The 24,195-nt window shown below is 39.8% G+C and carries 18 protein-coding genes, 1 tRNA gene and 3 rRNA genes; 17 read left to right on the plus strand and 5 right to left on the minus strand.

Features of this window, described 5'->3' with window-relative positions:
• The first annotated feature begins 64 nt into the window (after positions 1 to 64).
• On the plus strand, positions 65 to 256 hold the full coding sequence (locus ACPT9C_RS05105; protein WP_050949371.1) for a hypothetical protein: 192 nt from the start codon (positions 65 to 67) through the stop codon (positions 254 to 256).
• Positions 257 to 473: 217 nt separating this feature from the next.
• Entirely contained in the window at positions 474 to 932 is a 459-nt protein-coding gene (locus ACPT9C_RS05110; RefSeq protein ID WP_050949372.1) for a hypothetical protein, read from the plus strand.
• A 168-nt stretch (positions 933 to 1,100) separates the two neighbouring features.
• Here the strand turns inward: ACPT9C_RS05110 and ACPT9C_RS05115 are convergent, their stop codons facing one another.
• The 3 genes from ACPT9C_RS05115 to metK all read right to left on the minus strand — a co-directional run bounded on the left by ACPT9C_RS05115 (position 1,101) and on the right by metK (position 3,621).
• Complete coding sequence (locus ACPT9C_RS05115) at positions 1,101 to 1,613, minus strand: opacity family porin (protein WP_050949373.1); 513 nt, start codon at positions 1,611 to 1,613, stop codon at positions 1,101 to 1,103.
• A 50-nt stretch (positions 1,614 to 1,663) separates the two neighbouring features.
• Positions 1,664 to 2,179, minus strand: a complete 516-nt coding sequence (locus ACPT9C_RS05120; protein ID WP_050949374.1) for a SprT family zinc-dependent metalloprotease — start codon at positions 2,177 to 2,179, stop codon at positions 1,664 to 1,666.
• A 287-nt stretch (positions 2,180 to 2,466) separates the two neighbouring features.
• Positions 2,467 to 3,621 carry a methionine adenosyltransferase gene (gene metK, locus ACPT9C_RS05125; RefSeq protein ID WP_050949375.1) on the minus strand — a complete coding sequence of 385 codons (1,155 nt, stop codon included), beginning with the start codon at positions 3,619 to 3,621 and terminating at the stop codon, positions 2,467 to 2,469.
• Positions 3,622 to 4,131: 510 nt separating this feature from the next.
• Here metK and ybeY point away from each other — a divergent pair.
• Both ybeY and ACPT9C_RS05135 read left to right on the plus strand, forming a co-directional pair.
• Positions 4,132 to 4,596 carry an rRNA maturation RNase YbeY gene (gene ybeY, locus ACPT9C_RS05130; RefSeq protein WP_050949376.1) on the plus strand — a complete coding sequence of 155 codons (465 nt, stop codon included), beginning with the start codon at positions 4,132 to 4,134 and terminating at the stop codon, positions 4,594 to 4,596.
• 18 nt (positions 4,597 to 4,614) lie between these two features.
• Positions 4,615 to 5,400: a Cof-type HAD-IIB family hydrolase gene (locus ACPT9C_RS05135; RefSeq protein ID WP_050949377.1), complete on the plus strand. Its 786-nt coding sequence runs from the start codon at positions 4,615 to 4,617 to the stop codon at positions 5,398 to 5,400.
• A 36-nt stretch (positions 5,401 to 5,436) separates the two neighbouring features.
• Here ACPT9C_RS05135 and ACPT9C_RS05140 read toward each other — a convergent pair whose 3' ends face one another.
• Both ACPT9C_RS05140 and gap read right to left on the minus strand, forming a co-directional pair.
• The gene (locus ACPT9C_RS05140; RefSeq protein ID WP_050949378.1) at positions 5,437 to 7,236 is read right to left on the minus strand and encodes an AMP-dependent synthetase/ligase; all 1,800 of its coding nucleotides are present in this window, start codon (positions 7,234 to 7,236) and stop codon (positions 5,437 to 5,439) included.
• Between the two features lie 193 nt (positions 7,237 to 7,429).
• Positions 7,430 to 8,449, minus strand: coding sequence for a type I glyceraldehyde-3-phosphate dehydrogenase (gene gap / locus ACPT9C_RS05145; RefSeq protein WP_050949379.1), 1,020 nt, complete (start codon positions 8,447 to 8,449; stop codon positions 7,430 to 7,432).
• A gap of 250 nt (positions 8,450 to 8,699) precedes the next feature.
• Between gap and gmk the strand changes: the two genes are divergently transcribed.
• The 13 genes from gmk (at position 8,700) to ACPT9C_RS05210 (ending at position 24,104) form a co-directional block, all read left to right on the plus strand.
• Positions 8,700 to 9,326, plus strand: a complete 627-nt coding sequence (gene gmk, locus ACPT9C_RS05150; protein ID WP_021035427.1) for a guanylate kinase — start codon at positions 8,700 to 8,702, stop codon at positions 9,324 to 9,326.
• Between the two features lie 62 nt (positions 9,327 to 9,388).
• On the plus strand, positions 9,389 to 9,655 hold the full coding sequence (gene rpoZ, locus ACPT9C_RS05155) for a DNA-directed RNA polymerase subunit omega (protein WP_042593663.1): 267 nt from the start codon (positions 9,389 to 9,391) through the stop codon (positions 9,653 to 9,655).
• A gap of 291 nt (positions 9,656 to 9,946) precedes the next feature.
• Positions 9,947 to 12,061, plus strand: a complete 2,115-nt coding sequence (gene spoT / locus ACPT9C_RS05160; RefSeq protein ID WP_050949380.1) for a bifunctional GTP diphosphokinase/guanosine-3',5'-bis pyrophosphate 3'-pyrophosphohydrolase — start codon at positions 9,947 to 9,949, stop codon at positions 12,059 to 12,061.
• Positions 12,058 to 14,139: an ATP-dependent DNA helicase RecG gene (gene recG, locus ACPT9C_RS05165; protein WP_061671345.1), complete on the plus strand. Its 2,082-nt coding sequence runs from the start codon at positions 12,058 to 12,060 to the stop codon at positions 14,137 to 14,139. Before spoT ends, recG begins: the two co-directional genes overlap by 4 nt.
• A 29-nt stretch (positions 14,140 to 14,168) precedes the next feature.
• On the plus strand, positions 14,169 to 14,978 hold the full coding sequence (gene murI, locus ACPT9C_RS05170; protein WP_061671346.1) for a glutamate racemase: 810 nt from the start codon (positions 14,169 to 14,171) through the stop codon (positions 14,976 to 14,978).
• A gap of 210 nt (positions 14,979 to 15,188) precedes the next feature.
• Complete coding sequence (lldD, locus tag ACPT9C_RS05175; RefSeq protein WP_050949383.1) at positions 15,189 to 16,334, plus strand: FMN-dependent L-lactate dehydrogenase LldD; 1,146 nt, start codon at positions 15,189 to 15,191, stop codon at positions 16,332 to 16,334.
• A 364-nt stretch (positions 16,335 to 16,698) separates the two neighbouring features.
• Positions 16,699 to 18,237: ribosomal RNA gene (locus ACPT9C_RS05180) — 16S ribosomal RNA — on the plus strand.
• A 131-nt stretch (positions 18,238 to 18,368) separates the two neighbouring features.
• Positions 18,369 to 18,444: transfer RNA gene (locus ACPT9C_RS05185), tRNA-Glu, on the plus strand.
• Positions 18,445 to 18,713: 269 nt separating this feature from the next.
• A 23S ribosomal RNA gene (locus ACPT9C_RS05190) occupies positions 18,714 to 21,611 on the plus strand.
• Between the two features lie 152 nt (positions 21,612 to 21,763).
• A 5S ribosomal RNA gene (gene rrf / locus ACPT9C_RS05195) occupies positions 21,764 to 21,879 on the plus strand.
• Together the 16S, 23S and 5S rRNA genes with 1 tRNA gene alongside form the textbook arrangement of a ribosomal RNA operon.
• 240 nt (positions 21,880 to 22,119) lie before the next feature.
• Positions 22,120 to 23,049: a LysR family transcriptional regulator gene (locus ACPT9C_RS05200; protein WP_050949451.1), complete on the plus strand. Its 930-nt coding sequence runs from the start codon at positions 22,120 to 22,122 to the stop codon at positions 23,047 to 23,049.
• Between the two features lie 9 nt (positions 23,050 to 23,058).
• Positions 23,059 to 23,778, plus strand: a complete 720-nt coding sequence (gene azlC / locus ACPT9C_RS05205) for an azaleucine resistance protein AzlC (protein WP_050949450.1) — start codon at positions 23,059 to 23,061, stop codon at positions 23,776 to 23,778.
• Positions 23,775 to 24,104 (plus strand): branched-chain amino acid transporter permease, encoded by a 330-nt coding sequence (locus ACPT9C_RS05210; RefSeq protein ID WP_005649924.1) that lies wholly within the window; start codon positions 23,775 to 23,777, stop codon positions 24,102 to 24,104. Before azlC ends, ACPT9C_RS05210 begins: the two co-directional genes overlap by 4 nt.
• Positions 24,105 to 24,195 lie beyond the last annotated feature (91 nt).

Here is a 24,195-nt window from a genome sequence, read left to right on the forward strand (position 1 = left end):
CTACTTCGTCATATCTTTGCCTTGTGCTATACTTTTCCAAAATATAGTATTAACGAGGAAAATAATGAATTTTGAGCAAATTATAGAACAACGTATTAAAGCCCTAAAAGAAGCCCATATCAGTAATCAAATTGAAGGAGCAGATATGGGCGATAGCACATTTTCTACTATGCTTGAAAGAGCTAGCGCACCGATTACCAATGAAGAATTTGAACGACAAGAACTATTATTTGTTAAACAATTATTCGCCCAATAAAAAGACTACCTTAGCGAGAAATCGAATCTCTGATAATTTAATATTAATTACTACAGGTTGTATATAGTAATTTGTTAAAAGCACGTTAATTTTATATATCTCAAAATCAAAAAAGGATAAACGTGATGACAAACAAAATTTCAGTGGAGAATATACAGAGGTAAACTCAGACAATTATTATACCCTAAAAGGACAATTGAAAACTGAATCAGAATCTATGCAAGAAGGCATCGATAAGGCAAAAGAGACATTTAAAAAGGATGTAGAAAAATACAGCGAGTTATCAGAATTGCGAAATTTGATCGAGGGAGAAATCCCTGCTGCAAACAGTACATTTAATTCTCGAAAGACTGCGTATACTACATTGCAAAACAAAATGAATAGTACAAGTTCAAACAGTCAAAAACTGAAAGCCGAAGATGTACAGAAAGCCAAAGAAGCCAAAGAAAAAGCTGAAGCAAATTTGAATAAGCTAAAGGCTCGTCGTAGCGAATTAGAAACTAAACATAGCATAACGATGACATCTGATGCGGCAAATAATAACGATTCAGAGAAAAATAAAAAAGAACTCGAAGAAATTGAGAAAAAACTGACCGCACTTGATGCTCAACTTGTTACAGATGAAGGAAATCTAAAAGAAAAACAAATAGCTCAAAATAAAATTGTTTCAGTATGATTAGCCTTTTTGGCGCTGCTGATACCAATAACGGTGTGGGTGCTGCAACTGGGGTAAGTTTTGGGTTTTAGCCTATTGAAATAATCCAAAAATAAATAACGGTGATTGTTTTAAACGATCACCGTTAAATTAAAGTGTTTTATAAAAAAGATTTTTGTATTCTAAAAATTAGAATCCGTAACCCACGCCAACTTTTGCGCCATAATTATTAACTTTGGTACTATCAAAATTACCTAAACGATTGTATTCAACACCGCCATTTGCATACCAGTTGCCATCTAATTTATATTTCGCACCTGCTACAACACCATAGCCGAGCTTAATATCAGAAGAACTTTTAAACTTTTGTTCTGCGCGATTGGTGTATTTAAATTGATTAGCCGCTACACGAGCACCAACATAAGGTTGCACTTTAGAATTTGTATCAAAATCATAAAATACCGAAGTACCTAAACCTTGAATTTTTGTGCCATCAACTTTTCCGTGATGTGTATAATCAGCCGCAACGCGTGTATTTCCTACTTTATAACCCACGGATACACGAGGTTCAACTCTTGTATTATTACTACCGTTTGCTTTAGTTTGAGATAAACCGATATCGCCTTCAGCATAGATATTCGCATCTGCAACAGAAGCAAAGGTAAATGCACCAACAATAACTGCTAATAAAGATTTTTTCATTGGATAATCCTTTTATTTATTGAATAAACTGAGAAAATATATCACAAAAATTATTCGTCTTCATCGACAAAAATTAATTTTCCCTTACATTTTTTACACAAATATTCGATGTTTTCTTTCATTATTTTGTTATGCCGACGAATACTTAGAAAATGGGTTTGGCACGCACAACGATATTCAAAGGTTTTACCTTGCACATTTTTTATATCAAATTGATGACAGGTATCTGCAGGCAGCTTAAAAATTTCATTCATTACAAATTGCCATTCTTTCCCGTGTGGTTTTACGCGACCAAACATTTTATACACAATCAAATGCGCAAGCTCGTGTGGCACGACTTGTCGAATAAATTCATCTGCATTTTCTAATAACAAAGTGCGGTTAAATTTTATTTCATTTTTTTGTAGGTAAGCCACGCCTGCCTTTATGCCACGCAACTCATAATTTACCTCAGGCATTGTAAACTTTCGCTTAAAATAAGCCTCTGCCAGTTGCAAGGATTGATTCAATTTGCGTTGCACTTGCATTTTTAAGTGACGGAATGGAATTAATGATATTGATGTCATAGGTAAAAGCAAAACCGCTAGATAAGCGGCTTTTATATGATAGAATGATCAGTGGTTGGTCAGGTACGTTATTGCCTGACTGGGGGGGGCAGGTAATGCAATCATCTCGATCAGTTTGTTTTAACACTGATTGGGAGACAAAATTGATGAAAATTATCTTTATAATCGTCATCATATTTATTTTGTTACTGTATAGCTCGCCAGCTTGGTAACACTTATCAGTCAAGGCAACAAGAAACCTTGTTGCCTTTCCAATATAAGCCTTTCAAACTAAAAATTCAAGCCTATTATTTTAAACCTGCTGCAACACGTAATTCTGCTGCACGATCCACTTTTTCCCAAGGGAATTGCTCACGACCGAAATGACCATAAGCTGCCGTTTCACGATAGATTGGTTGAATTAAATCTAACATTTTAATTAAGCCATAAGGACGTAAATCAAAAAATTCACGCACTAACGATACTAATAATTCATTCGCAACTTTTCCAGTTCCAAAGGTTTCGATCATGATAGATGTTGGATCAGCCACACCAATCGCATAAGAAAGTTGGATTTCACAGCGATCTGCCAAACCAGCTGCCACAATATTTTTTGCGACATAGCGTGCTGCATAAGCCGCAGAACGATCTACTTTAGAGGGATCTTTTCCTGAGAATGCGCCACCACCGTGACGAGCGGCACCACCGTAAGTATCGACGATAATTTTACGACCAGTTAAACCACAATCCCCCACCGGTCCACCAATAACAAAACGGCCAGTCGGGTTAATGAAAAATTTTGTTTCTTTAGAAAGCCATTCACTTGGTAATACAGGTTTGATAATTTCTTCCATCACACCTTCGTGTAAGTCTTTTTGGCTAACTTCTTCAGAATGTTGAGTAGAAAGCACAACCGCATCCACACCAACAATTTTATTATCTTCATATTTTAACGTTACTTGGCTTTTCGCATCAGGGCGCAACCATGCTAATTTACCGCTTTTACGCACTTCAGCTTGTTTTTCCATTAAACGATGTGCATAAGTAATAGCTGCAGGCATTAATACATCCGTTTCATTGGTGGCATAACCAAACATAATACCTTGGTCGCCTGCGCCTTGATCTAATGGATTTTCACGATCAACGCCTTGGTTAATATCTACAGATTGTTTACCAATCGCATTAAGCACTGCACAAGAATGGCCATCAAAACCCATTTCAGAATGTTCATAACCAATATCACAAATCACTTTACGGGTTAAATTCTCAATATCAACCCACGCAGAGGTTGTGATTTCCCCACCCACCAATGCCATACCGGTTTTTACGTAGGTCTCACAAGCTACTCGTGCTTTTGGATCTTGTTTTAGGATTTCATCAAGTACTGCATCAGAAATTTGATCGGCAATTTTATCTGGATGCCCTTCAGAGACAGATTCAGATGTAAATAAATAGCTAGACATATTTTCTCTCTTATCTTTTAAATTTGGATGTATTGACGTATAGACGGCTATAATACGCATTTTTGCTTAATAAGCAAGCGGTATTATGGGTTAGTTGTTGTAATTGTGTTTACTTCAAAACACAAAATTAATTTTAATTTATAGAAATTGTGGATAAGTGTCTAGTTGCATCCTACATATCCTTGTGTTTAACTAATCCAGTGAGAGTGGTTAAAAATTTAAGCATAAAAATCAACTATAGCGAATATTTTTCAGTTTGCTTCGAAAATGGAGTGTAAAATGTGCAGGGGATGATTTTGTCTATATAGAGGGAATAGTTTGATTTTCATATTTATCCTACGATATATGTTTTATATTAAGAAAAGATTAATTTGTGGAGAGTAATTGGGCTTGTTGTTAGTTCGCTTTATTTTTACACACAAGAATAGTCATAAGTTCACGCGTTTGTTATATGTATTCAATAGGTGCAAAAAGTGCGGTCAGAAATTGAAAAGAATTTAGGAGAGTAAAATGGGAAGTATATTGGTTGATTTGCAAATTGCCACAGAAAATATAGAGGGTTTACCAGCAGAAGAACAAATTGTTCAGTGGGCAACGGCGGCTGTTCAGCCTGAGGACAATGAAGTCGAAATGACGGTTCGTATTGTGGATGAAGCCGAAAGCCACGAATTAAATTTAACTTATCGTGGCAAGGATCGTCCGACTAACGTGCTTTCATTTCCATTTGAATGCCCCGATGAAGTGGAGTTGCCGTTGCTAGGGGATCTTGTTATTTGTCGTCAAGTCGTGGAGAGAGAAGCCGCAGAACAAGAGAAACCATTAATGGCGCATTGGGCGCATATGGTCGTGCATGGTAGCTTACATTTACTAGGCTATGATCATATTGAAGACGATGAAGCGGAAGAAATGGAAAGTTTAGAAACCCAAATTATGCAAGGATTAGGCTTTGCTGATCCTTATCTAGCAGAGAAATAATCTTTATTCGGAGTAATGATGTATAAAGCAGTATTTAGTGATTTTGATGGCACCTTATTAACCTCTCGACATACCATTTCCCCTAGAACTGTTGCGGTAATTAAGCGTTTAACGGCGAATGGCATTCCTTTTGTGCCAATTTCGGCACGTTCTCCTTTGGGGATTTTGCCTTATTGGAAACAGCTTGAAACGAATAATGTACTTGTTGCATTTAGTGGCGCGCTTATTTTGAATCAACATCTTGAACCAATTTATAGCGTACAAATCGATCCCAAAGATATTTTAGATATTAATGCCGTTTTGGCGGATCACCCTTTGCTTGGCGTGAATTATTATACAAATAATGATTGCCATGCTCGTGATGTAGAAAATAAATGGGTGATTTATGAACGCAGCGTCACCAAAATTGAAATTCATCCTTTTGATGAAATAGCAACAGGTTCGCCGCATAAAATCCAAATTATTGGGGAAGCAGAAGAAATCATTGAGATTGAAATTATTTTAAAGGAAAAATTTCCACATCTGAGTATTTGTCGTTCCCATGCTAACTTTTTAGAGGTAATGCATAAGAATGCAACCAAAGGAAGTGCGGTGCGTTTTTTGGAAGATTATTTTGGCGTACAAACTAATGAAGTGATTGCATTTGGCGATAATTTTAATGATCTGGATATGCTACAACACGCAGGGCTTGGAGTGGCAATGGGAAATGCGCCAGATGAAATTAAACAAGTGGCAAATGTGATTACGGCAACCAATAATGAAGATGGACTTGCATTGATTTTAGAAGAAAAGTTTCCTGAATAATTAGAAAAGAAAGGCTCTCAATTGAGAGCCTTTTGGTTATGCTTCTTGTGAATGATACATTGCTTCAATTTGCTTGCGATAACGTTCCAAAATCACTTTTCTACGCAATTTTAATGTTGGTGTAATTTCGCCTAATTTAATGCTGAATGCTTGAGAAAGTAACGTGAATTTTTTTACTTGCTCAAAATGGGCCAATTCTTTTTGCACCGCATTAATACGCTGCTCAAACATTTTCAGAATGTCAGAATTTTTTAGTAATTCTAAACGGTCATGATATTTAATATTGAGCTGTTTAGCGTATTCTTCCAAACTATCAAAGCAAGGCACAATCAGTGCAGATACATATTTTTTTGCATCGGCGATAATCGCAATTTGTTCGATAAATTTATCTTTACCGATTTTGCTTTCGATATATTGTGGCGCGATATATTTACCGTTTGAGGTTTTCATTAATTCTTTAATGCGATCGGTAATAAATAAATTGCCTTGTTCGTCAAACTCTCCCGCATCGCCAGTTTTTAAGAAACCATCTTCTGTAAAGGCTTGAGCCGTTTCTTCTGGCTTCTTGTAATAGCCTTTCATTACCATTTTGCCACGCACGAGGATTTCATTATTTTCCCCAATTTTAACTTCCGCTTTTGGCATCAGTGTTCCTATTGAATTTGGGTTAAATTGAAAATCGTGCCAGCAAGAAACGGTTGCAGTTGTTTCTGTCATGCCATAGCCTAATTTGATGTTGATACCAATGGCGTGGAAAAATAACCCAATAGCCGGTTCTAATTTTGCTCCTCCGCAAGGCATCATTTTTATACGCCCACCCAATAATTGGCGAAGTTTTGAGAGTACTAATTTATCCGCTAAAGCAAATTGTTTCTTCAATAAGAACGGAATAGCTTTGTTATTCGCACGTAAATCAAAATGTTTTTGTCCTACGGAAATTGCCCAATGGAACATTATTTGGCGAAGTTTTGGTACTTTTTGAACTTTATCCAATACGGCGGCATAAATTTTTTCGTAAAAACGTGGTACGGCACACATTAAAGTTGGGCGAATTTCTGTTAAAGCTGACCGCACTTGATTGGTGTCTTCTAAATAGCAAAGTATTGCACCTCTATGAAGAATATAAGCCGCCCAAGCTCGTTCGAAAATATGCGAAAAGGGTAAGAAAGAAAGTGAAATATCCTGATCTGTCACATTAAGTGAAAGATCATGCGTTTCTAATTGATGTGCGAGATTAGTGTAATCTAACATGACACCTTTTGGCTCTCCCGTTGTGCCTGAGGTATAAATAATCGTAAATAAATCCGATAATTGTTTTTGGTTTAAGCGTTGGGTTAGTTCATTTTGTTGTACGTTTGAACCTGTTTCAATAAAACTTTCCCAAGTGCAAGAAAGAGTATCTTGTTGTAATTGAATGGTGGATTTCATTGCCACAATTTTTTGTAATTGTGGACAATGATGAGCAATTTCCAATGCTTGATCGTATTGCTCTTGATCTCCGACGAATAGAATTTTTACATCGGCGTGATTTAGGATAAATTCTACTTGCTGGGCTGTATTGGTTGCGTAAATAGGTACTGTGATTGCTCGAATTTGTAAGGTCGCAATGTCAGCGATCGTCCAACGTTCCATATTATGGGCAAAAATAGCGATTTTATCTTGTACGCCAATATTGTGAGCAAGCAATGCACGAGAAAGTTGATTGAGTTGCTCTTGAAAATTTTTCCAAGAGATGTCTCGCCACAAGCCTCGTTCTTTATAGCGAAGTGCGGTCATATTTGCACGAGTTTTGGCTTGTTGTTGAATACGATGAACAAAATGGAGATCGAGATTCATATTAACCCTATTTTTGATTTTAATTGAGCGAACAGTTGTACGCTAATATAATCTTAAATAAGAATAAAAGCTAGAAGAATATTGATTATTTTAAATTATTTTTAGTGATCCCTCGTTCATTTTTAGATCGTAAATTAAATTCTAGATAATAAAAAACCGCTCCGAAGAGCGGTTAATTTTTTCAAAGTTTTAATTAGCCTTTGTAGTTGTAGATATGAGCAACTAAATCTAATACTTTGTTTGAGTAACCGGTTTCGTTATCGTACCAAGATACCAATTTAACGAAAGAATCAGTTAATGCGATACCTGCTTCTGCATCAAATATAGAAGTTAAAGCACAGCCGTTGAAGTCAGTAGAAACAACTGCATCTTCAGTGTAGCCTAATACGCCTTTTAATTCGCCATTGAAAGTTTTACCTTCAGCTGCGTCTTTGATTGCTTGTTTGATTGCATCGTAAGAAGCTGGTTTTTCAAGGTTTACAGTTAAATCAACAACAGATACGTTTGGCGTTGGAACACGGAAAGCCATACCAGTTAATTTACCGTTTAATGCAGGTAATACTTTACCTACTGCTTTCGCCGCACCTGTTGAAGATGGAATGATGTTTTGTGATGCACCGCGGCCGCCGCGCCAGTCTTTAGCTGATGGGCCATCCACAGTTTTTTGAGTTGCAGTCGTTGCGTGAACAGTGGTCATTAAACCATCTTTGATGCCGAAAGTTTCATGAACAACACGCGCTAAAGGAGCTAAACAGTTTGTTGTACAAGATGCGTTAGAAACGATATCTTGGCCTGCGTATGCGTTGAAGTTTACACCACGAACGAACATAGGGGTTGCATCTTTAGATGGGCCAGTTAATACAACTTTTTTCGCACCTGCAGTGATGTGTTTACGAGCAGTTTCATCAGTTAAGAATAAACCAGTCGCTTCAACAGCGATATCAACACCGATTGCACTCCAGTTTAAGTTTGCTGGATCACGCTCTGCAGTGACACGGATGGTTTTACCATTAACCACTAAGTTACCATCTTTCACTTCAACAGTGCCGTCGAAACGACCGTGAGTTGAATCATATTTCAACATATAAGCCATGTACTCAACGTCGATTAAGTCGTTAATACCTACAACTTCGATGTCATCACGGTGTTGTGCTGCACGAAATACGATACGACCGATACGACCAAAGCCGTTAATACCAATTTTAATTGCCATAAGATTTTCACCTTTTATTTAAGTTAAACAAATCTGTTCGCTTTGAGTAATACTACTTACTCAGTAAGATTGTGTTGTAGAGTATAGCACGAGCATTTTTATAAAACTATAACCCTACTACTTTTTTGTGATCTATATCAAATCATCATTAGAATGAAAAAGTACCGTAAAAAATCACCGCACTTTTGATGATTTTTTATAGAGAAATCTGCATAATAGACTGAAATTGTTAGAAAAGGTTAAATGATCTATGTCTCAAGGTAATCTTTATATTTTATCTGCACCAAGTGGTGCGGGAAAATCTTCATTAATTTCAGCGTTATTGGCATCAGATAGTTCAACTCAAAAAATGGTTTCTGTGTCCCATACGACCCGTGCCCCACGCCCTGGTGAAGTTGAAGGCGTACACTATTATTTTGTATCAAAAGAAGAGTTTGAATCACTCATTGAGCAAGATTTATTTCTAGAATATGCCAAAGTTTTTGGTGGAAATTATTATGGAACCTCTTTACCTGCGATTGAAGAAAATTTAGCAAAAGGCATTGATGTATTTTTAGATATTGATTGGCAAGGCGCTCAACAAATCCGTAAAAAAGTGCCTTCAGTAAAAAGCATTTTTATTTTACCGCCTTCATTGCCTGAATTAGAACGTCGTTTAATTGGTCGTGGGCAAGATAGTGAAGAGGTTATTGCTGAACGAATGTCAAAAGCGATAAGTGAAATTTCGCATTATGACGAATATGATTATGTTATTGTGAATGATGATTTCGAGAAAGCATTAAAAGATTTGCAAAGTATTTTGCAAGCAGAACGTTTAACCAAAAATTATCAGCAAAAACAAAATGCAATGTTAATTCAACAGCTACTAGCCAAATAAGGCGAAATTGAGTATTATAGCGCCCTTTCAATAGAGTAATTTTTGACAAATCGGAGTAAATTATGGCTCGTGTTACTGTGCAAGATGCAGTAGAAAAAATTGGTAACCGTTTTGATTTAATTTTAACGGCTGCGCGTCGTGCAAGACAATTACAACTTAACCAAAGTGCGCCGTTAGTGCCAGAAAATAATGACAAACCAACAGTTATTGCATTGCGTGAAATCGAAAAAGGTTTGATTAATCAAGATATTATGGATGCACAAGAGTTCCAAGAAATGGCTAAAGTGCAAGAAACGGAAGAAGCAGCTATTGCATTAATTACAGAATAATCTTTTAAAAAGTGCGGTAAAAAATAAAGGTATTTTACTGAGGGTAGGTATACCCACGGTTAATTATGGTTATAGTTGTTCCCCTTTGGGGAACGTAATTTCTACCCCAAAGGGGTAATATTTAGTTAAACTAGGGTATACTTACCCTAGGCGATATTCTGTAACCGCGGGTAGGTATACCCACGGTTGATCATAGTTATAGTAGTTCTCCTTTGGGGAACTTTTGTCTTACCTAAAGGGTAACATTTCAATTACCCTAAGCGATATTTTTCAACGATAAGTAGGTCTCCTTTGGAACTGTTTGCGGATTTAGATCGAATTATTCAAGGGTATTTGCCCGCAGATAAAATTGAACTCATCAAGCGTGCGTTTGTGATTGCAAGAGATGCGCACGAAGGACAATTTCGCTCCAGCGGCGAACCTTACATTACTCATCCTGTGGCGGTAGCCTCCATTATTGCTCAACTACACTTAGATCACGAAGCGGTAATGGCTGCGCTTTTGCACGATGTTATTGAGGATACACCTTATACGGAAGAACAACTGAAAGAAGAGTTCGGTACCAGTGTGGCTGAAATTGTAGATGGTGTATCAAAACTCGATAAGTTGAAATTTCGTACTCGCCAAGAGGCACAAGTCGAGAATTTTCGCAAAATGATTTTGGCGATGACGCGTGATATTCGCGTTGTGTTAATCAAGCTTGCTGACCGCACGCATAATATGCGCACGCTTGGTTCGTTACGACCAGATAAACGCCGTCGTATTGCGAAAGAAACGCTTGAAATCTATTGTCCGCTTGCTCATCGTTTAGGTATTGAGCATATCAAAAATGAATTAGAAGACTTATCTTTTCAAGCAATGTATCCCCATCGCTATGAAGTGTTGAAAAAACTCATTGATGTGGCGCGGAGTAATCGACAAGATTTAATAGAACGTATTTCACAAGAGATTAAAGTGCGGTTAGAAAACGCAGGAATTTTTGCCCGAGTATGGGGGCGTGAAAAACACCTTTACAAAATCTATCAAAAAATGCGCATAAAGGATCAAGAATTCCACTCTATTATGGATATTTATACGTTCCGTGTGATTGTAAAAAATGTGGATGATTGTTATCGCGTTTTGGGACAAATGCATAATCTTTATAAGCCACGCCCTGGCAGAGTAAAGGATTATATTGCTGTGCCTAAAGCAAATGGTTATCAATCTTTGCAAACCTCAATGATTGGGCCGAAAGGTGTCCCCGTAGAAGTTCATATCCATACTGAGGATATGGAACAAGTCGCCGAAATGGGCATTACTGCACATTGGGTTTATAAAGAAAATGGTAAAAACGACAGTACAACCGCACAAATTCGTACACAACGCTGGCTGCAAAGTTTGGTCGAAATTCAACAAAGTGTAGGTAATTCGTTTGAGTTTATTGAGAATGTAAAATCAGAGTTTTTTCCTAAAGAGATTTATGTTTTTACCCCAAAAGGTCGAATTGTTGAGTTGCCAATGGGCGCAACGGCAGTGGATTTCGCTTATGCTGTACATTCAGATGTGGGGAATACTTGTGTTGGCGTGACTGTTGAGCATAAACCTTATCCGCTTTCACAAGCTCTTAAGTCTGGTCAAACGGTAAATATCATCACCGATCCAAATGCGTATCCTAAAACAGCGTGGTTAAATTTTGTGGTAACAGCTCGTGCGAAAACACGGATTCGTCATTATCTTAAACAACGCTGTGAAGAAGATGCCGTGAAATTAGGCGAAGTAGAGCTTAATACAGCATTACAGCCTCATAATTTAGGCGATTTTTCTATTCAACAAATTAGCACTGTATTAGATGCTTTAGCACTTTCTTCTTTAGATGAATTATTACGAGAAATTGGTTTAGGTAATCAGTCTGCCACCGTAATTGCGCATCAATTTGTGGGCGTTCCTCTTGAAGTTGTGGAGACAAAGAATCTTGAATTTGAGACAAAAACGCTCACTATTACACCAATGCAAGTGGGTAAAACCCAATTTGCTCAATGTTGCCATCCAATCCCGGGCGATCCTATTGTGGGATGTCGTACACAAGAAAACACAGTTATGGTACACCATCAACATTGTGCTAATTTAAAAAATGCTCGTCGCCAGTCCTTGGCTCAATGGGATAATGCTCAAAGTGCGGTAAGTTTTGAGGCAGAATTGCAAATTGAAATATTGAACGAACAAAATGCCTTGTTGAGTTTAATGACCGCAATTTCTGCGAGCGAAAGCAGTCTCCAAAATATTTGGACGGAAGAATTAGAGAGCAATTTATTGCTTGTGATTTTGCAAGTTTGTGTAAAAGATATTAAACACCTTGCCAATATTGTTCATCGTATTAAAGGCATTACTGGCGTTGTTAATGTCAAACGTAATATTAACGAGCTATGAACCTTGAGCTTCTCGATGCCGTCCCTTTGACCAGCCTCTCTGGTGTTGGGGCTGCCATTTCTAATAAATTGGCTAAAATCGGCATTCATAACCTGCAAGATTTACTCTTTCATTTACCTATTCGCTATGAAGATCGTACGCGAATTACGCCAATCGCTCATCTCCGCCCCGAACAATATTTTACCATTGAAGGAATTGTACAAACCTGTGAAGTCGCTTTTGGCCGCCGTCCTATTTTATCGGTAAGTTTGTCAGACGGTACATCGAAAATTATATTACGTTTTTTCAATTTTAATGCGGGGATGCGTAATAGTTTTCAAGTAGGAGTGCGAGTAAAGGCTTTTGGCGAAGTGAAACGTGGTCGCCATATGCCAGAAATTCATCATCCAGAATATCAAATTGTGCGAGATAACGCGCCTATTGTATTGGAAGAAACCCTAACGCCGATTTATTCCACGACGGAAGGGCTAAAACAAAATTCATTACGAAAATTAACGGATCAGGCTTTGGCATTACTCGACAAAGTTCAGATTGCAGAAATTTTGCCTAATGAATTTAACCCACATCAATATAGCTTAAAAGAAGCATTGAGATTATTGCATCGTCCGCCGCCAGATATTTCATTAGAAATGTTGGAGCGAGGCAAGCATCCAGCACAACAGCGCTTAATCTTTGAAGAGCTTCTAGCACATAATTTAGCTATGCAAAAAGTGCGGTTAGGAACGCAGCAATTTTCTGCTTTACCGCTACATTATCAAACAGATTTGAAACAGCGATTTTTAGCCACTTTGCCATTTCAACCCACTAATGCGCAAAAGCGAGTCGTGTCGGATATTGAACAAGATCTTATCAAAGATTATCCGATGATGCGCCTAGTGCAAGGGGATGTCGGCTCGGGAAAAACATTGGTTGCCGCATTGTCTGCTTTAACGGCAATTGATAACGGCAAACAAGTCGCCTTAATGGCGCCAACAGAAATATTAGCAGAACAGCATGCGAATAATTTTCGACGTTGGTTTGAGCCTTTCGGTATTGAAGTTGGTTGGTTAGCCGGTAAAGTAAAAGGAAAATCAAGACAAGCAGAGCTTGAAAAAATTAAAACTGGTGCGGTGCAAATGGTAGTGGGGACGCACGCTTTATTCCAAGAAGAAGTCGAGTTTTCTGACTTGGCATTAGTGATTATTGATGAACAACATCGTTTTGGCGTGCATCAACGATTAATGTTGCGTGAGAAAGGCGAAAAAGCGGGATTTTATCCCCATCAGTTAATTATGACTGCCACGCCGATACCAAGAACGTTAGCAATGACCGTATATGCCGATTTGGATACATCAATTATTGATGAATTGCCTCCCGGTCGTACGCCGATAACAACTGTAGTGGTTTCTGAAGAACGCCGCACTGAAATTGTGATGCGTGTAAAAAACGCTTGTGTTAATGAAAAACGCCAAGCCTATTGGGTGTGTACGCTAATTGATGAATCAGAGGTGTTAGAAGCTCAAGCTGCTGAAGCGATTTGGGAAGATCTAACTAAGGCATTACCTATGTTAACTATTGGGTTAGTGCACGGGCGGATGAAACCACAAGAAAAACAAGATGTTATGATGCGTTTTAAAAATGCAGAGTTGGATTTATTGGTGGCAACGACAGTAATTGAAGTGGGTGTTGATGTGCCGAATGCAAGTTTGATGATTATCGAAAATGCAGAGCGTTTAGGTTTATCGCAACTTCATCAGTTACGAGGGCGTGTCGGTCGAGGCAGTGCGGCTTCTTTTTGTGTACTAATGTATAAACCTCCACTCGGTAAAGTTTCGCAAAAACGTTTGCAAGTGCTACGAGATAGCCAAGATGGGTTTATTATTTCTGAAAAAGATTTAGAAATTCGTGGGCCGGGCGAAGTGCTTGGAACTAAACAAACAGGCATTGCTGAATTGCGAGTAGCAAATTTAATGCGAGATAGAAAAATGATACCAACGGTGCAATTTTATGCGAAATCGCTTATCCAAAAATACCCTGATGTGGCAGAAAGTCTAATCCGCCGCTGGCTCAATAATAAAGAAATCTACTCGAACGCTTAAAAGTGCGGTCAATTTTCAAAGAGTTTTAAATGGATAAAAAAGAAAAACGCCCAACTATACTCTTTTTTGATTCTGGAGTTGGTGGGTTTAGCGTATATCGTGAAGCCAAAAAATTATTACCAAATTGGCACTATCTCTATTGCTTTGATAATGCTGGCTTCCCTTATTCAGAACGTGAAGAAGAAAGTATTATTCATCGTACTTTAGCGATTTGCCAACTGATCAATCAACGTTATCCATTAGATGCAATTGTGATTGCTTGCAATACAGCGAGTACTGTTGTGCTTCCACCGTTGCGTGCCAATTTTGACATTCCTATTATTGGCACTGTACCAGCGATTAAACCTGCATCAGAAATAACAAAGACAAAACATATTGGTTTATTGGCGACGAAAGGGACTGTAAAGCGTCATTATGTCGATGATTTAATTGATAAATTTGCGCAAGATTGTGTTGTGGAGAGATTGGGATCAACAAAATTAGTCGAAATTGCGGAGCAAAAAATTCGTGGTCATTCCATTGATCTAATTAGCTTAAAAGATGAATTATCTCCGTGGGCAAATATGGCAGATTTGGATACATTAGTTTTAGGTTGTACTCACTTTCCACTTATCAAAGATGAAATTCAGTTGTGCTTGCCACAAATTAAATATTTTATGGATCCGAGCGCAGCGATTGCTAAACGGATAAAATCTTTACTCGATGATAAAAGTCTACAAGCGCAAAATGAAAAATATAATCAAATGTTTTGCACCGCACATTTTCCCGAAGAAGATCAATTCAAAAAATCTTTACATCTATGGGGATTTGAATTTTTGGAAGTAATCAAAATAGATTAAAAGTTAATAGATTAATGGTGTGATATTGATAAATTCACAATTTTTCCTAATTTCATAGGTAATTTTCTATCCAGATCTTTTCTATATGTCACTTTTTTAAAATAAATTGTGATCTAGTTCTCAAAATAATTATGATTTTTATTTAATTTGTTAAAATAGTGTTACAATACCTATCGGGTTTCTCACTATTTTATTTAATAAGAGGTAAAAATGATTATTTCATCAGCTAGCGATTATCGTGAAGCGGCACGCCGCCGTGTTCCTCCCTTTATGTTCCATTATGCCGATGGCGGTTCTTATACTGAGCAAACACTTGCGCGTAATGTGAGTGATTTGGAAAATATTGCTTTAAGACAACGTGTCTTAAAAGATATGTCTGAATTGGATACTAGTATAGAGTTATTTGGTGAAAAACTTTCAATACCAACTATTCTTGCACCCGTTGGGGCGTGCGGTATGTATGCACGTCGTGGTGAAGTGCAGGCAGCACAAGCAGCGGATAATAAGGGCGTGCCGTTTACTCTTTCAACGGTATCGATCTGTCCGATTGAGGAAGTTGCACCTGCGATTAAACGCCCGATGTGGTTCCAGCTTTATGTATTAAAAGATCGTGGCTTTATGAAAAATGCTCTTGAGCGTGCGAAGGCTGCGGGCTGTTCAACCTTGGTGTTCACCGTAGATATGCCAACACCAGGTGCGCGTTATCGTGATATGCACTCAGGAATGAGTGGTCCTTACAAAGAAATTCGCCGTGTTTTGCAAGGCTTTACGCATCCATTCTGGGCATATGATGTAGGTATTAAAGGAAAACCACACACTTTGGGCAATGTTTCTCATTATATGGGTAGACAAATTGGCTTAGATGACTATATTGGTTGGCTCACAGAGAATTTCGATCCGTCGATTTCGTGGAAAGATTTAGAATGGATTCGCGAGTTTTGGGAAGGTCCGATGGTGATCAAAGGGATTCTTGACCCTGAAGATGCAAAAGATGCGGTGCGTTTCGGGGCTGATGGTATTGTGGTGTCAAACCACGGTGGTCGTCAGTTAGATGGCGTGCTTTCAAGTGCAAGAGCGTTACCACCGATTGCTGATGCTGTGAAAGGGGATATTAAAATTATTGCCGATTCAGGCATTCGTAATGGTTTAGATGTAGTCCGTATGTTGGCATTAGGAGCAGACGCAACAATGTTAGGTCGAGCATTTGTTTATGCTTTAGGGGCAGCAGGTCGCCAAGGTGTTGAAAATATGCTCGATATTTTCAAAAAAGAGATGCGCGTAGCGATGACATTAACCAGCAATCGTACTATTGCCGATATTAAACCAGAGGCTTTAGTTGATCTAAGTAAACTTTAATTTATAAATTGAGATCAAAAATCAACCGTTTGTTGGTGGAATTATGTATTTTGCGTATGTATTTTCAACAAACGGTCGAGTTTTTCAAAAATTGTTGTAAAAAGTACTTGCAAGGGATTTGAAAATCCCTATAATGCACCGCACACAACGACGCACTGTTGTGAAGTTTTTAAGTTTCCAAGTGCGTCGTTCTTTTTTGCTCTTTAACAATATATCAGACAATCTGTGTGGGCACTTGTTGATTGACTTGTTTTAAAACTATTTTTAATTTTGAAGTCTTAATAGGTGCTTAACTGAAAATTCATAATTACTTTTTTAAGTAGTGTTTATTTATAGCTAAGCAGTATATTGAGCGATTGAACTTGAATTGAAGAGTTTGATCATGGCTCAGATTGAACGCTGGCGGCAGGCTTAACACATGCAAGTCGAACGGTAGCAGGAGAAAGCTTGCTTTCTTGCTGACGAGTGGCGGACGGGTGAGTAATGCTTGGGAATCTGGCTTATGGAGGGGGATAACGACGGGAAACTGTCGCTAATACCGCGTAGAATCGGAAGATGAAAGTGCGGGACTGTAAGGCCGCATGCCATAGGATGAGCCCAAGTGGGATTAGGTAGTTGGTGGGGTAAAGGCCTACCAAGCCTGCGATCTCTAGCTGGTCTGAGAGGATGACCAGCCACACTGGAACTGAGACACGGTCCAGACTCCTACGGGAGGCAGCAGTGGGGAATATTGCGCAATGGGGGAACCCTGACGCAGCCATGCCGCGTGAATGAAGAAGGCCTTCGGGTTGTAAAGTTCTTTCGGTATTGAGGAAGGTTGATGTGTTAATAGTACATCAAATTGACGTTAAATACAGAAGAAGCACCGGCTAACTCCGTGCCAGCAGCCGCGGTAATACGGAGGGTGCGAGCGTTAATCGGAATAACTGGGCGTAAAGGGCACGCAGGCGGTTATTTAAGTGAGGTGTGAAAGCCCCGGGCTTAACCTGGGAATAGCATTTCAGACTGGGTAACTAGAGTACTTTAGGGAGGGGTAGAATTCCACGTGTAGCGGTGAAATGCGTAGAGATGTGGAGGAATACCGAAGGCGAAGGCAGCCCCTTGGGAATGTACTGACGCTCATGTGCGAAAGCGTGGGGAGCAAACAGGATTAGATACCCTGGTAGTCCACGCTGTAAACGCTGTCGATTTGGGGGTTGGGGTTTAACTCTGGCGCCCGTAGCTAACGTGATAAATCGACCGCCTGGGGAGTACGGCCGCAAGGTTAAAACTCAAATGAATTGACGGGGGCCCGCACAAGCGGTGGAGCATGTGGTTTAATTCGATGCAACGCGAAGAACCTTACCTACTCTTGACATCCAACGAATCCGATAGAGATATTGGAGTGCCTTCGGGAACGTTGAGACAGGTGCTGCATGGCTGTCGTCAGCTCGTGTTGTGAAATGTTGGGTTAAGTCCCGCAACGAGCGCAACCCTTATCCTTTGTTGCCAGCGATACGGTCGGGAACTCAAAGGAGACTGCCAGTGATAAACTGGAGGAAGGTGGGGATGACGTCAAGTCATCATGGCCCTTACGAGTAGGGCTACACACGTGCTACAATGGCGTATACAGAGGGAAGCGAAGCTGCGAGGTGGAGCGAATCTCATAAAGTACGTCTAAGTCCGGATTGGAGTCTGCAACTCGACTCCATGAAGTCGGAATCGCTAGTAATCGCGAATCAGAATGTCGCGGTGAATACGTTCCCGGGCCTTGTACACACCGCCCGTCACACCATGGGAGTGGGTTGTACCAGAAGTAGATAGCTTAACCTTTAGGAGGGCGTTTACCACGGTATGATTCATGACTGGGGTGAAGTCGTAACAAGGTAACCGTAGGGGAACCTGCGGTTGGATCACCTCCTTACCAAAGACGAGAGACAGCGAGTGCTCACACAGATTGGCTGATAGTTGTAGACAAGATTAAAAACGAAGCGAAAGCAACGTTGAAAAATAAACGTTAAAAGATAAAAAGAAGATAGAGTATCTTTAATTGATGTCCCCATCGTCTAGAGGCCTAGGACATCGCCCTTTCACGGCGGTAACCGGGGTTCGAATCCCCGTGGGGACGCCAATTAAAGATAACTTTGTTAGATTATCTTGTTGTTCTTTAAAAAATTGGAAACAAGCTGAAAACAAGAGATTTTCGAGAGAAAGTCTGAGTAGGCAAGATAGGAAAGTGAAAGAGAGAACTGAAAAGGAAACTCTAAAAACAAAACCTGTTTTGCATAAAATCTTGATTGAACAAAAGCAATCAAGTGTTTAGTTGAATGAAGATACGCATCAAATTGACCGCACTTTGAAGTGAAAACTTAAAGTGATTGAAAACATTTGAGGTTGTATAGTTAAGTGACTAAGCGTACAAGGTGGATGCCTTGGCAATCAGAGGCGAAGAAGGACGTGCTAATCTGCGAAAAGCTTGGATGAGTCGATAAGAGGCGTTTAATCCAAGATATCCGAATGGGGAAACCCAGTAGATGAAGAATCTACTATTAACAAGTGAATTCATAGCTTGTTGAGGCAAACCGGGAGAACTGAAACATCTAAGTACCCCGAGGAAAAGAAATCAACCGAGATTTCGTCAGTAGCGGCGAGCGAAAGCGAAAGAGCCAGTAAGTGATAGCAGTATAGTTAGGAGAATGTGTTGGGAAACACAATCAAAGAGGGTGATAATCCCGTATCTAAAAACCATATTGTGGTACTAAGCTAACGAGAAGTAGGGCGGGACACGTGATATCCTGTTTGAAGAAGGGGGACCATCCTCCAAGGCTAAATACTCCTGATTGACCGATAGTGAACCAGTACTGTGAAGGAAAGGCGAAAAGAACCCCGGTGAGGGGAGTGAAATAGAACCTGAAACCTTGTACGTACAAGCAGTGGGAGCCTGAAAGGGTGACTGCGTACCTTTTGTATAATGGGTCAGCGACTTATATTTTGTAGCGAGGTTAACCGAATAGGGGAGCCGAAGGGAAACCGAGTCTTAACTGGGCGAATAGTTGCAAGGTATAGACCCGAAACCCGGTGATCTAGCCATGGGCAGGTTGAAGGTTGGGTAACACTAACTGGAGGACCGAACCGACTAATGTTGAAAAATTAGCGGATGACTTGTGGCTGGGGGTGAAAGGCCAATCAAACCGGGAGATAGCTGGTTCTCCCCGAAATCTATTTAGGTAGAGCCTTGAGGTGACACCTTTGGGGGTAGAGCACTGTTTCGGCTAGGGGTCCATCCCGGATTACCAACCCGATGCAAACTACGAATACCAAAGAGTGATACTCAGGAGACACACGGCGGGTGCTAACGTCCGTCGTGGAGAGGGAAACAACCCAGACCGCCAGCTAAGGTCCCCAAGTCTATATTAAGTGGGAAACGAAGTGGGAAGGCTTAGACAGCTAGGATGTTGGCTTAGAAGCAGCCATCATTTAAAGAAAGCGTAATAGCTCACTAGTCGAGTCGGCCTGCGCGGAAGATGTAACGGGGCTGAAATATAGCACCGAAGCTGCGGCATCAGACGAAAGTCTGTTGGGTAGGGGAGCGTTCTGTAAGCGGATGAAGGTTAATCGAGAGGTTAGCTGGACGTATCAGAAGTGCGAATGCTGACATAAGTAACGATAAAACGGGTGAAAAACCCGTTCGCCGGAAGACCAAGGGTTCCTGTCCAACGTTAATCGGGGCAGGGTGAGTCGGCCCCTAAGGCGAGGCTGAAAAGCGTAGTCGATGGGAAACAGGTTAATATTCCTGTACTTGGTAAAGCTGCGATGTGGGGACGGAGTAGGTTAGGTTATCGCACTGTTGGATATGTGCGTTTAAGTTGGTAGGTGGGAAGTTTAGGCAAATCCGGACTTCTATTAAACACTGAGAGATGATGACGAGGCTCTAAGGAGCTGAAGTAACTGATACCACACTTCCAGGAAAAGCCACTAAGCGACAGGCTTTACTAAACCGTACTGAAAACCGACACAGGTGGTCAGGTAGAGAATACTCAGGCGCTTGAGAGAACTCGGGTGAAGGAACTAGGCAAAATAGCACCGTAACTTCGGGAGAAGGTGCGCCGGCGTAGATTGTAGAGATTTACTCTCGAAGGTTGAACCGGTCGAAGATACCAGCTGGCTGCAACTGTTTATTAAAAACACAGCACTCTGCAAACACGAAAGTGGAGGTATAGGGTGTGATGCCTGCCCGGTGCTGGAAGGTTAATTGATGGTGTAATCGAAAGAGAAGCACCTGATCGAAGCCCCAGTAAACGGCGGCCGTAACTATAACGGTCCTAAGGTAGCGAAATTCCTTGTCGGGTAAGTTCCGACCTGCACGAATGGCATAATGATGGCCAGGCTGTCTCCACCCGAGACTCAGTGAAATTGAAATCGCCGTGAAGATGCGGTGTACCCGCGGCTAGACGGAAAGACCCCGTGAACCTTTACTATAGCTTGACACTGAACATTGAATTTTGATGTGTAGGATAGGTGGGAGACTTAGAAGTAGTCACGCCAGTGATTATGGAGTCATCCTTGAAATACCACCCTTTAACGTTTGATGTTCTAACGAAGATTGCGGAACGTGGTCTCGGACAGTGTCTGGTGGGTAGTTTGACTGGGGCGGTCTCCTCCCAAAGCGTAACGGAGGAGCACGAAGGTTTGCTAATCACGGTCGGACATCGTGAGGTTAGTGCAATGGTATAAGCAAGCTTAACTGCGAGACAGACAAGTCGAGCAGGTACGAAAGTAGGTCATAGTGATCCGGTGGTTCTGAATGGAAGGGCCATCGCTCAACGGATAAAAGGTACTCCGGGGATAACAGGCTGATACCGCCCAAGAGTTCATATCGACGGCGGTGTTTGGCACCTCGATGTCGGCTCATCACATCCTGGGGCTGAAGTAGGTCCCAAGGGTATGGCTGTTCGCCATTTAAAGTGGTACGCGAGCTGGGTTTAGAACGTCGTGAGACAGTTCGGTCCCTATCTGCCGTGGGCGTAGGAGAATTGGTTGGGGCTGCTCCTAGTACGAGAGGACCGGAGTGGACGCACCACTGGTGTTCCGGTTGTGTCGCCAGACGCATTGCCGGGTAGCTAAGTGCGGAAGAGATAAGTGCTGAAAGCATCTAAGCACGAAACTTGCCAAGAGATGAGTTCTCCCTGTCTTTAAGACAGTAAGGGTTGTTTAAGACGAAGACGTAGATAGGTCTGGTGTGTAAGTGATGTGAGTCATTGAGCTAACAGATACTAATTGCCCGAGAGGCTTAACTATACAACGCTCAAGTGTTTTTGGGAAAAGAGCGAAAGAGAAGAGAAATTAACTAAACTAAACTAACTATTCAGCTTGTTGCCGATAAGAAGAGAGACGAAAAAAGTGAAGTCGTAAAAGAGAAGAAACAAAGAGAGAAGTTATCAAAGAATTATCCCGGCGGCGATAGTGCGGTGGAACCACCTGAGACCATACCGAACTCAGAAGTGAAACGCTGTAATGCCGATGGTAGTGTGGGGTTTCCCCATGTGAGAGTAGGGCACCGCCGGGTTATCAAATAAAAAATCTAAATTTAAATTTATCTAAGACAGATAAAATTAAATTAAGTAAAAACAGAATTAAAATTAAACAAATTAGATAAAGAATAAATATAGAACCCCAGTTGAATAACTGGGGTTTTATATTTTAACTAATACAATTATCCAAATAATTAATTTTATTAATTAGCATATTTTTAATTTTAAGGTATTATACTGATTCCCTAATTTTTAATTTTATATGAATATTATTAATGAAACCAACCTTTCTAGAATTTAGACATCTTAAAACTTTACTGGCTTTAAAAGAGACAGGCAGCGTTTCTCTAGCTGCAAAGCACGTATATTTAACCCAATCAGCACTTTCTCACCAAATTAAATTAATAGAGGAACAATTTGGCTTGCCTTTATTTGAGCGTAAAAGTAATCCACTTCGTTTTACTTCAGCGGGAGAGCGTTTAATTCGTCTTGCGAATGAAGTAATGCCGAAAGTGATTGATGCTGAACGTGATCTTGCACGGGTAAAACACGGCGATGCAGGACAATTACGTATAGCGGTGGAATGCCATACTTGTTTTGATTGGTTAATGCCAGCAATGGACGAATTCCGTCAGCATTGGGGGCTAGTAGAATTGGATATTGTATCTGGCTTTCATACGGATCCCGTTGGTTTATTACTTTCCCATCGAGCAGATTGGGCGATAGTATCAGAAGTAGAGCATAATGATGATGTTATTTTTAAACCGCTCTTTTCTTATGAAATGGTTGGAATTTGCTCAAAAAATCATTCTTTAGCAGAAAAAGATATTTGGGAAGCAGAAGATTTTATTGATGAAACTTGGGTGACTTACCCCGTACCTGACGATATGTTAGATCTATGGCGTAAAGTGCTTAAACCAAAAGGCATTAATCCTACTCGCCGTACAACAGAACTTACTATTGCAATGATTCAACTTGTTGCGAGCAAACGCGGTATTGCCACAGTGCCTTATTGGGCTACTTTGCCTTATTTGGAAAAAGGTTATGTTGTGGCAAGAAAAATCACAAAAAGTGGCTTATACAGCAACTTATATGCTGCGATTCGCAAAGAAGACGAATCCCTTTCTTATTTAGAAGATTTTTATCAAACAGTCAAATCTCAAAGTTTCTCAACTTTACCCGGACTTTCTGTTTTAAATTTATAGACGTAATTAATGGATTTATCTCAACAAAATCAACAGCCTAACCCAATTACTGAAGCGGCTAAGGCTGCTTTTCCCTACAGCGTACCAATGATTGCAGGATTTTTATTTCTTGGCATAGCATATGGTATTTATATGAAAGCACTTGGTTTCGGATTTTTATATCCCACTTTAATGGCTTTACTGATTTATGCGGGTTCTGTTGAATTTATTGCGGCAGGCGCACTTATCGCACCTTTCTCTCCAATCAGCGTATTATTAATTACCTTAATGATTAGTGCCAGACAAATTTTTTATGGCATATCAATGTTAGAAAAATATGGCATACATATAGGAAAAAAACGCTGGTATTTAATCACAACACTGGTAGATGAATCTTTTTCCTTAAATTATATGGCAAAAATCCCACCGCACTTAGATAAAGGCTGGTATATGTTTTTTGTGAGCTTATATTTGCATATTTATTGGGTGTTTGGTGCAGTAATGGGTAACTTATTTGGCACTGTTTTACCTTTTAATTTAAAAGGCGTGGAATTTTCAATGACCGCACTATTCTTAGTTATTTTTGCAGAAAATTGGCTAAAAGAAAAATCTCACGAAAGCTCTCTATTAGGTTTAGGCATTGCATTTGCTTTTTTACTTATTATAGGAAAAGAATATTTTTTAATTCCAACATTAATTAGCATTTGGTTAATTTTAACTATGCGAATAGCTAAATTAGAAACAAAATGACACTAACAGAACAAATTATTACCATCGGAATTTGTATAGTGGCGGTACAATTTACACGTTTATTACCATTTTTTGTATTTCCTGTTAATCGCCCCATTCCACAATATATCCGTTATCTTGGAAAAGTTTTACCCCCTGCAATGTTTGGTATGCTTGTCGTTTATTGCTATAAAAATATTGAGATTTTAACTGGCTATCACGGCATTCCTGATTTGCTTGCAGGGATAGTCGTGCTTGGCTTACATTTCTGGAAGAAAAATATGTTTCTATCTATTGCCGTAGGCACACTTTTCTATATGGCTCTCGTTCAACTTATTTTTATATAATTTTCCCTTGCAAACGGTTGCTTCTTTTTCTTATCTTTTCCTTGCGTTAAAAATCTTTTATCATACCCACCGTTTTTATTTTTAATCAAAG

The sequence above is a fragment of the Haemophilus sp. HN_Hi16 genome, assembly GCF_049823435.1.
GTDB lineage: Bacteria > Pseudomonadota > Gammaproteobacteria > Enterobacterales > Pasteurellaceae > Haemophilus > Haemophilus influenzae_D.

Excerpts from the sequence above, each read along its gene's own strand:
- ACPT9C_RS05105 (WP_050949371.1), top strand. The coding sequence starts at position 65 with ATGAATTTTGAGCAAATTATAGAACAACGTATTAAAGCCCTAAAAGAA.
- ACPT9C_RS05110 (WP_050949372.1), top strand. The coding sequence starts at position 474 with ATGCAAGAAGGCATCGATAAGGCAAAAGAGACATTTAAAAAGGATGTA.
- ACPT9C_RS05115 (WP_050949373.1), bottom strand. The coding sequence starts at position 1,613 with ATGAAAAAATCTTTATTAGCAGTTATTGTTGGTGCATTTACCTTTGCT.
- ACPT9C_RS05120 (WP_050949374.1), bottom strand. The coding sequence starts at position 2,179 with ATGACATCAATATCATTAATTCCATTCCGTCACTTAAAAATGCAAGTG.
- metK (WP_050949375.1), bottom strand. The coding sequence starts at position 3,621 with ATGTCTAGCTATTTATTTACATCTGAATCTGTCTCTGAAGGGCATCCA.
- ybeY (WP_050949376.1), top strand. The coding sequence starts at position 4,132 with ATGGGAAGTATATTGGTTGATTTGCAAATTGCCACAGAAAATATAGAG.
- ACPT9C_RS05135 (WP_050949377.1), top strand. The coding sequence starts at position 4,615 with ATGTATAAAGCAGTATTTAGTGATTTTGATGGCACCTTATTAACCTCT.
- ACPT9C_RS05140 (WP_050949378.1), bottom strand. The coding sequence starts at position 7,236 with ATGAATCTCGATCTCCATTTTGTTCATCGTATTCAACAACAAGCCAAA.
- gap (WP_050949379.1), bottom strand. The coding sequence starts at position 8,449 with ATGGCAATTAAAATTGGTATTAACGGCTTTGGTCGTATCGGTCGTATC.
- gmk (WP_021035427.1), top strand. The coding sequence starts at position 8,700 with ATGTCTCAAGGTAATCTTTATATTTTATCTGCACCAAGTGGTGCGGGA.
- rpoZ (WP_042593663.1), top strand. The coding sequence starts at position 9,389 with ATGGCTCGTGTTACTGTGCAAGATGCAGTAGAAAAAATTGGTAACCGT.
- recG (WP_061671345.1), top strand. The coding sequence starts at position 12,058 with ATGAACCTTGAGCTTCTCGATGCCGTCCCTTTGACCAGCCTCTCTGGT.
- murI (WP_061671346.1), top strand. The coding sequence starts at position 14,169 with ATGGATAAAAAAGAAAAACGCCCAACTATACTCTTTTTTGATTCTGGA.
- lldD (WP_050949383.1), top strand. The coding sequence starts at position 15,189 with ATGATTATTTCATCAGCTAGCGATTATCGTGAAGCGGCACGCCGCCGT.
- ACPT9C_RS05200 (WP_050949451.1), top strand. The coding sequence starts at position 22,120 with ATGAAACCAACCTTTCTAGAATTTAGACATCTTAAAACTTTACTGGCT.
- azlC (WP_050949450.1), top strand. The coding sequence starts at position 23,059 with ATGGATTTATCTCAACAAAATCAACAGCCTAACCCAATTACTGAAGCG.
- ACPT9C_RS05210 (WP_005649924.1), top strand. The coding sequence starts at position 23,775 with ATGACACTAACAGAACAAATTATTACCATCGGAATTTGTATAGTGGCG.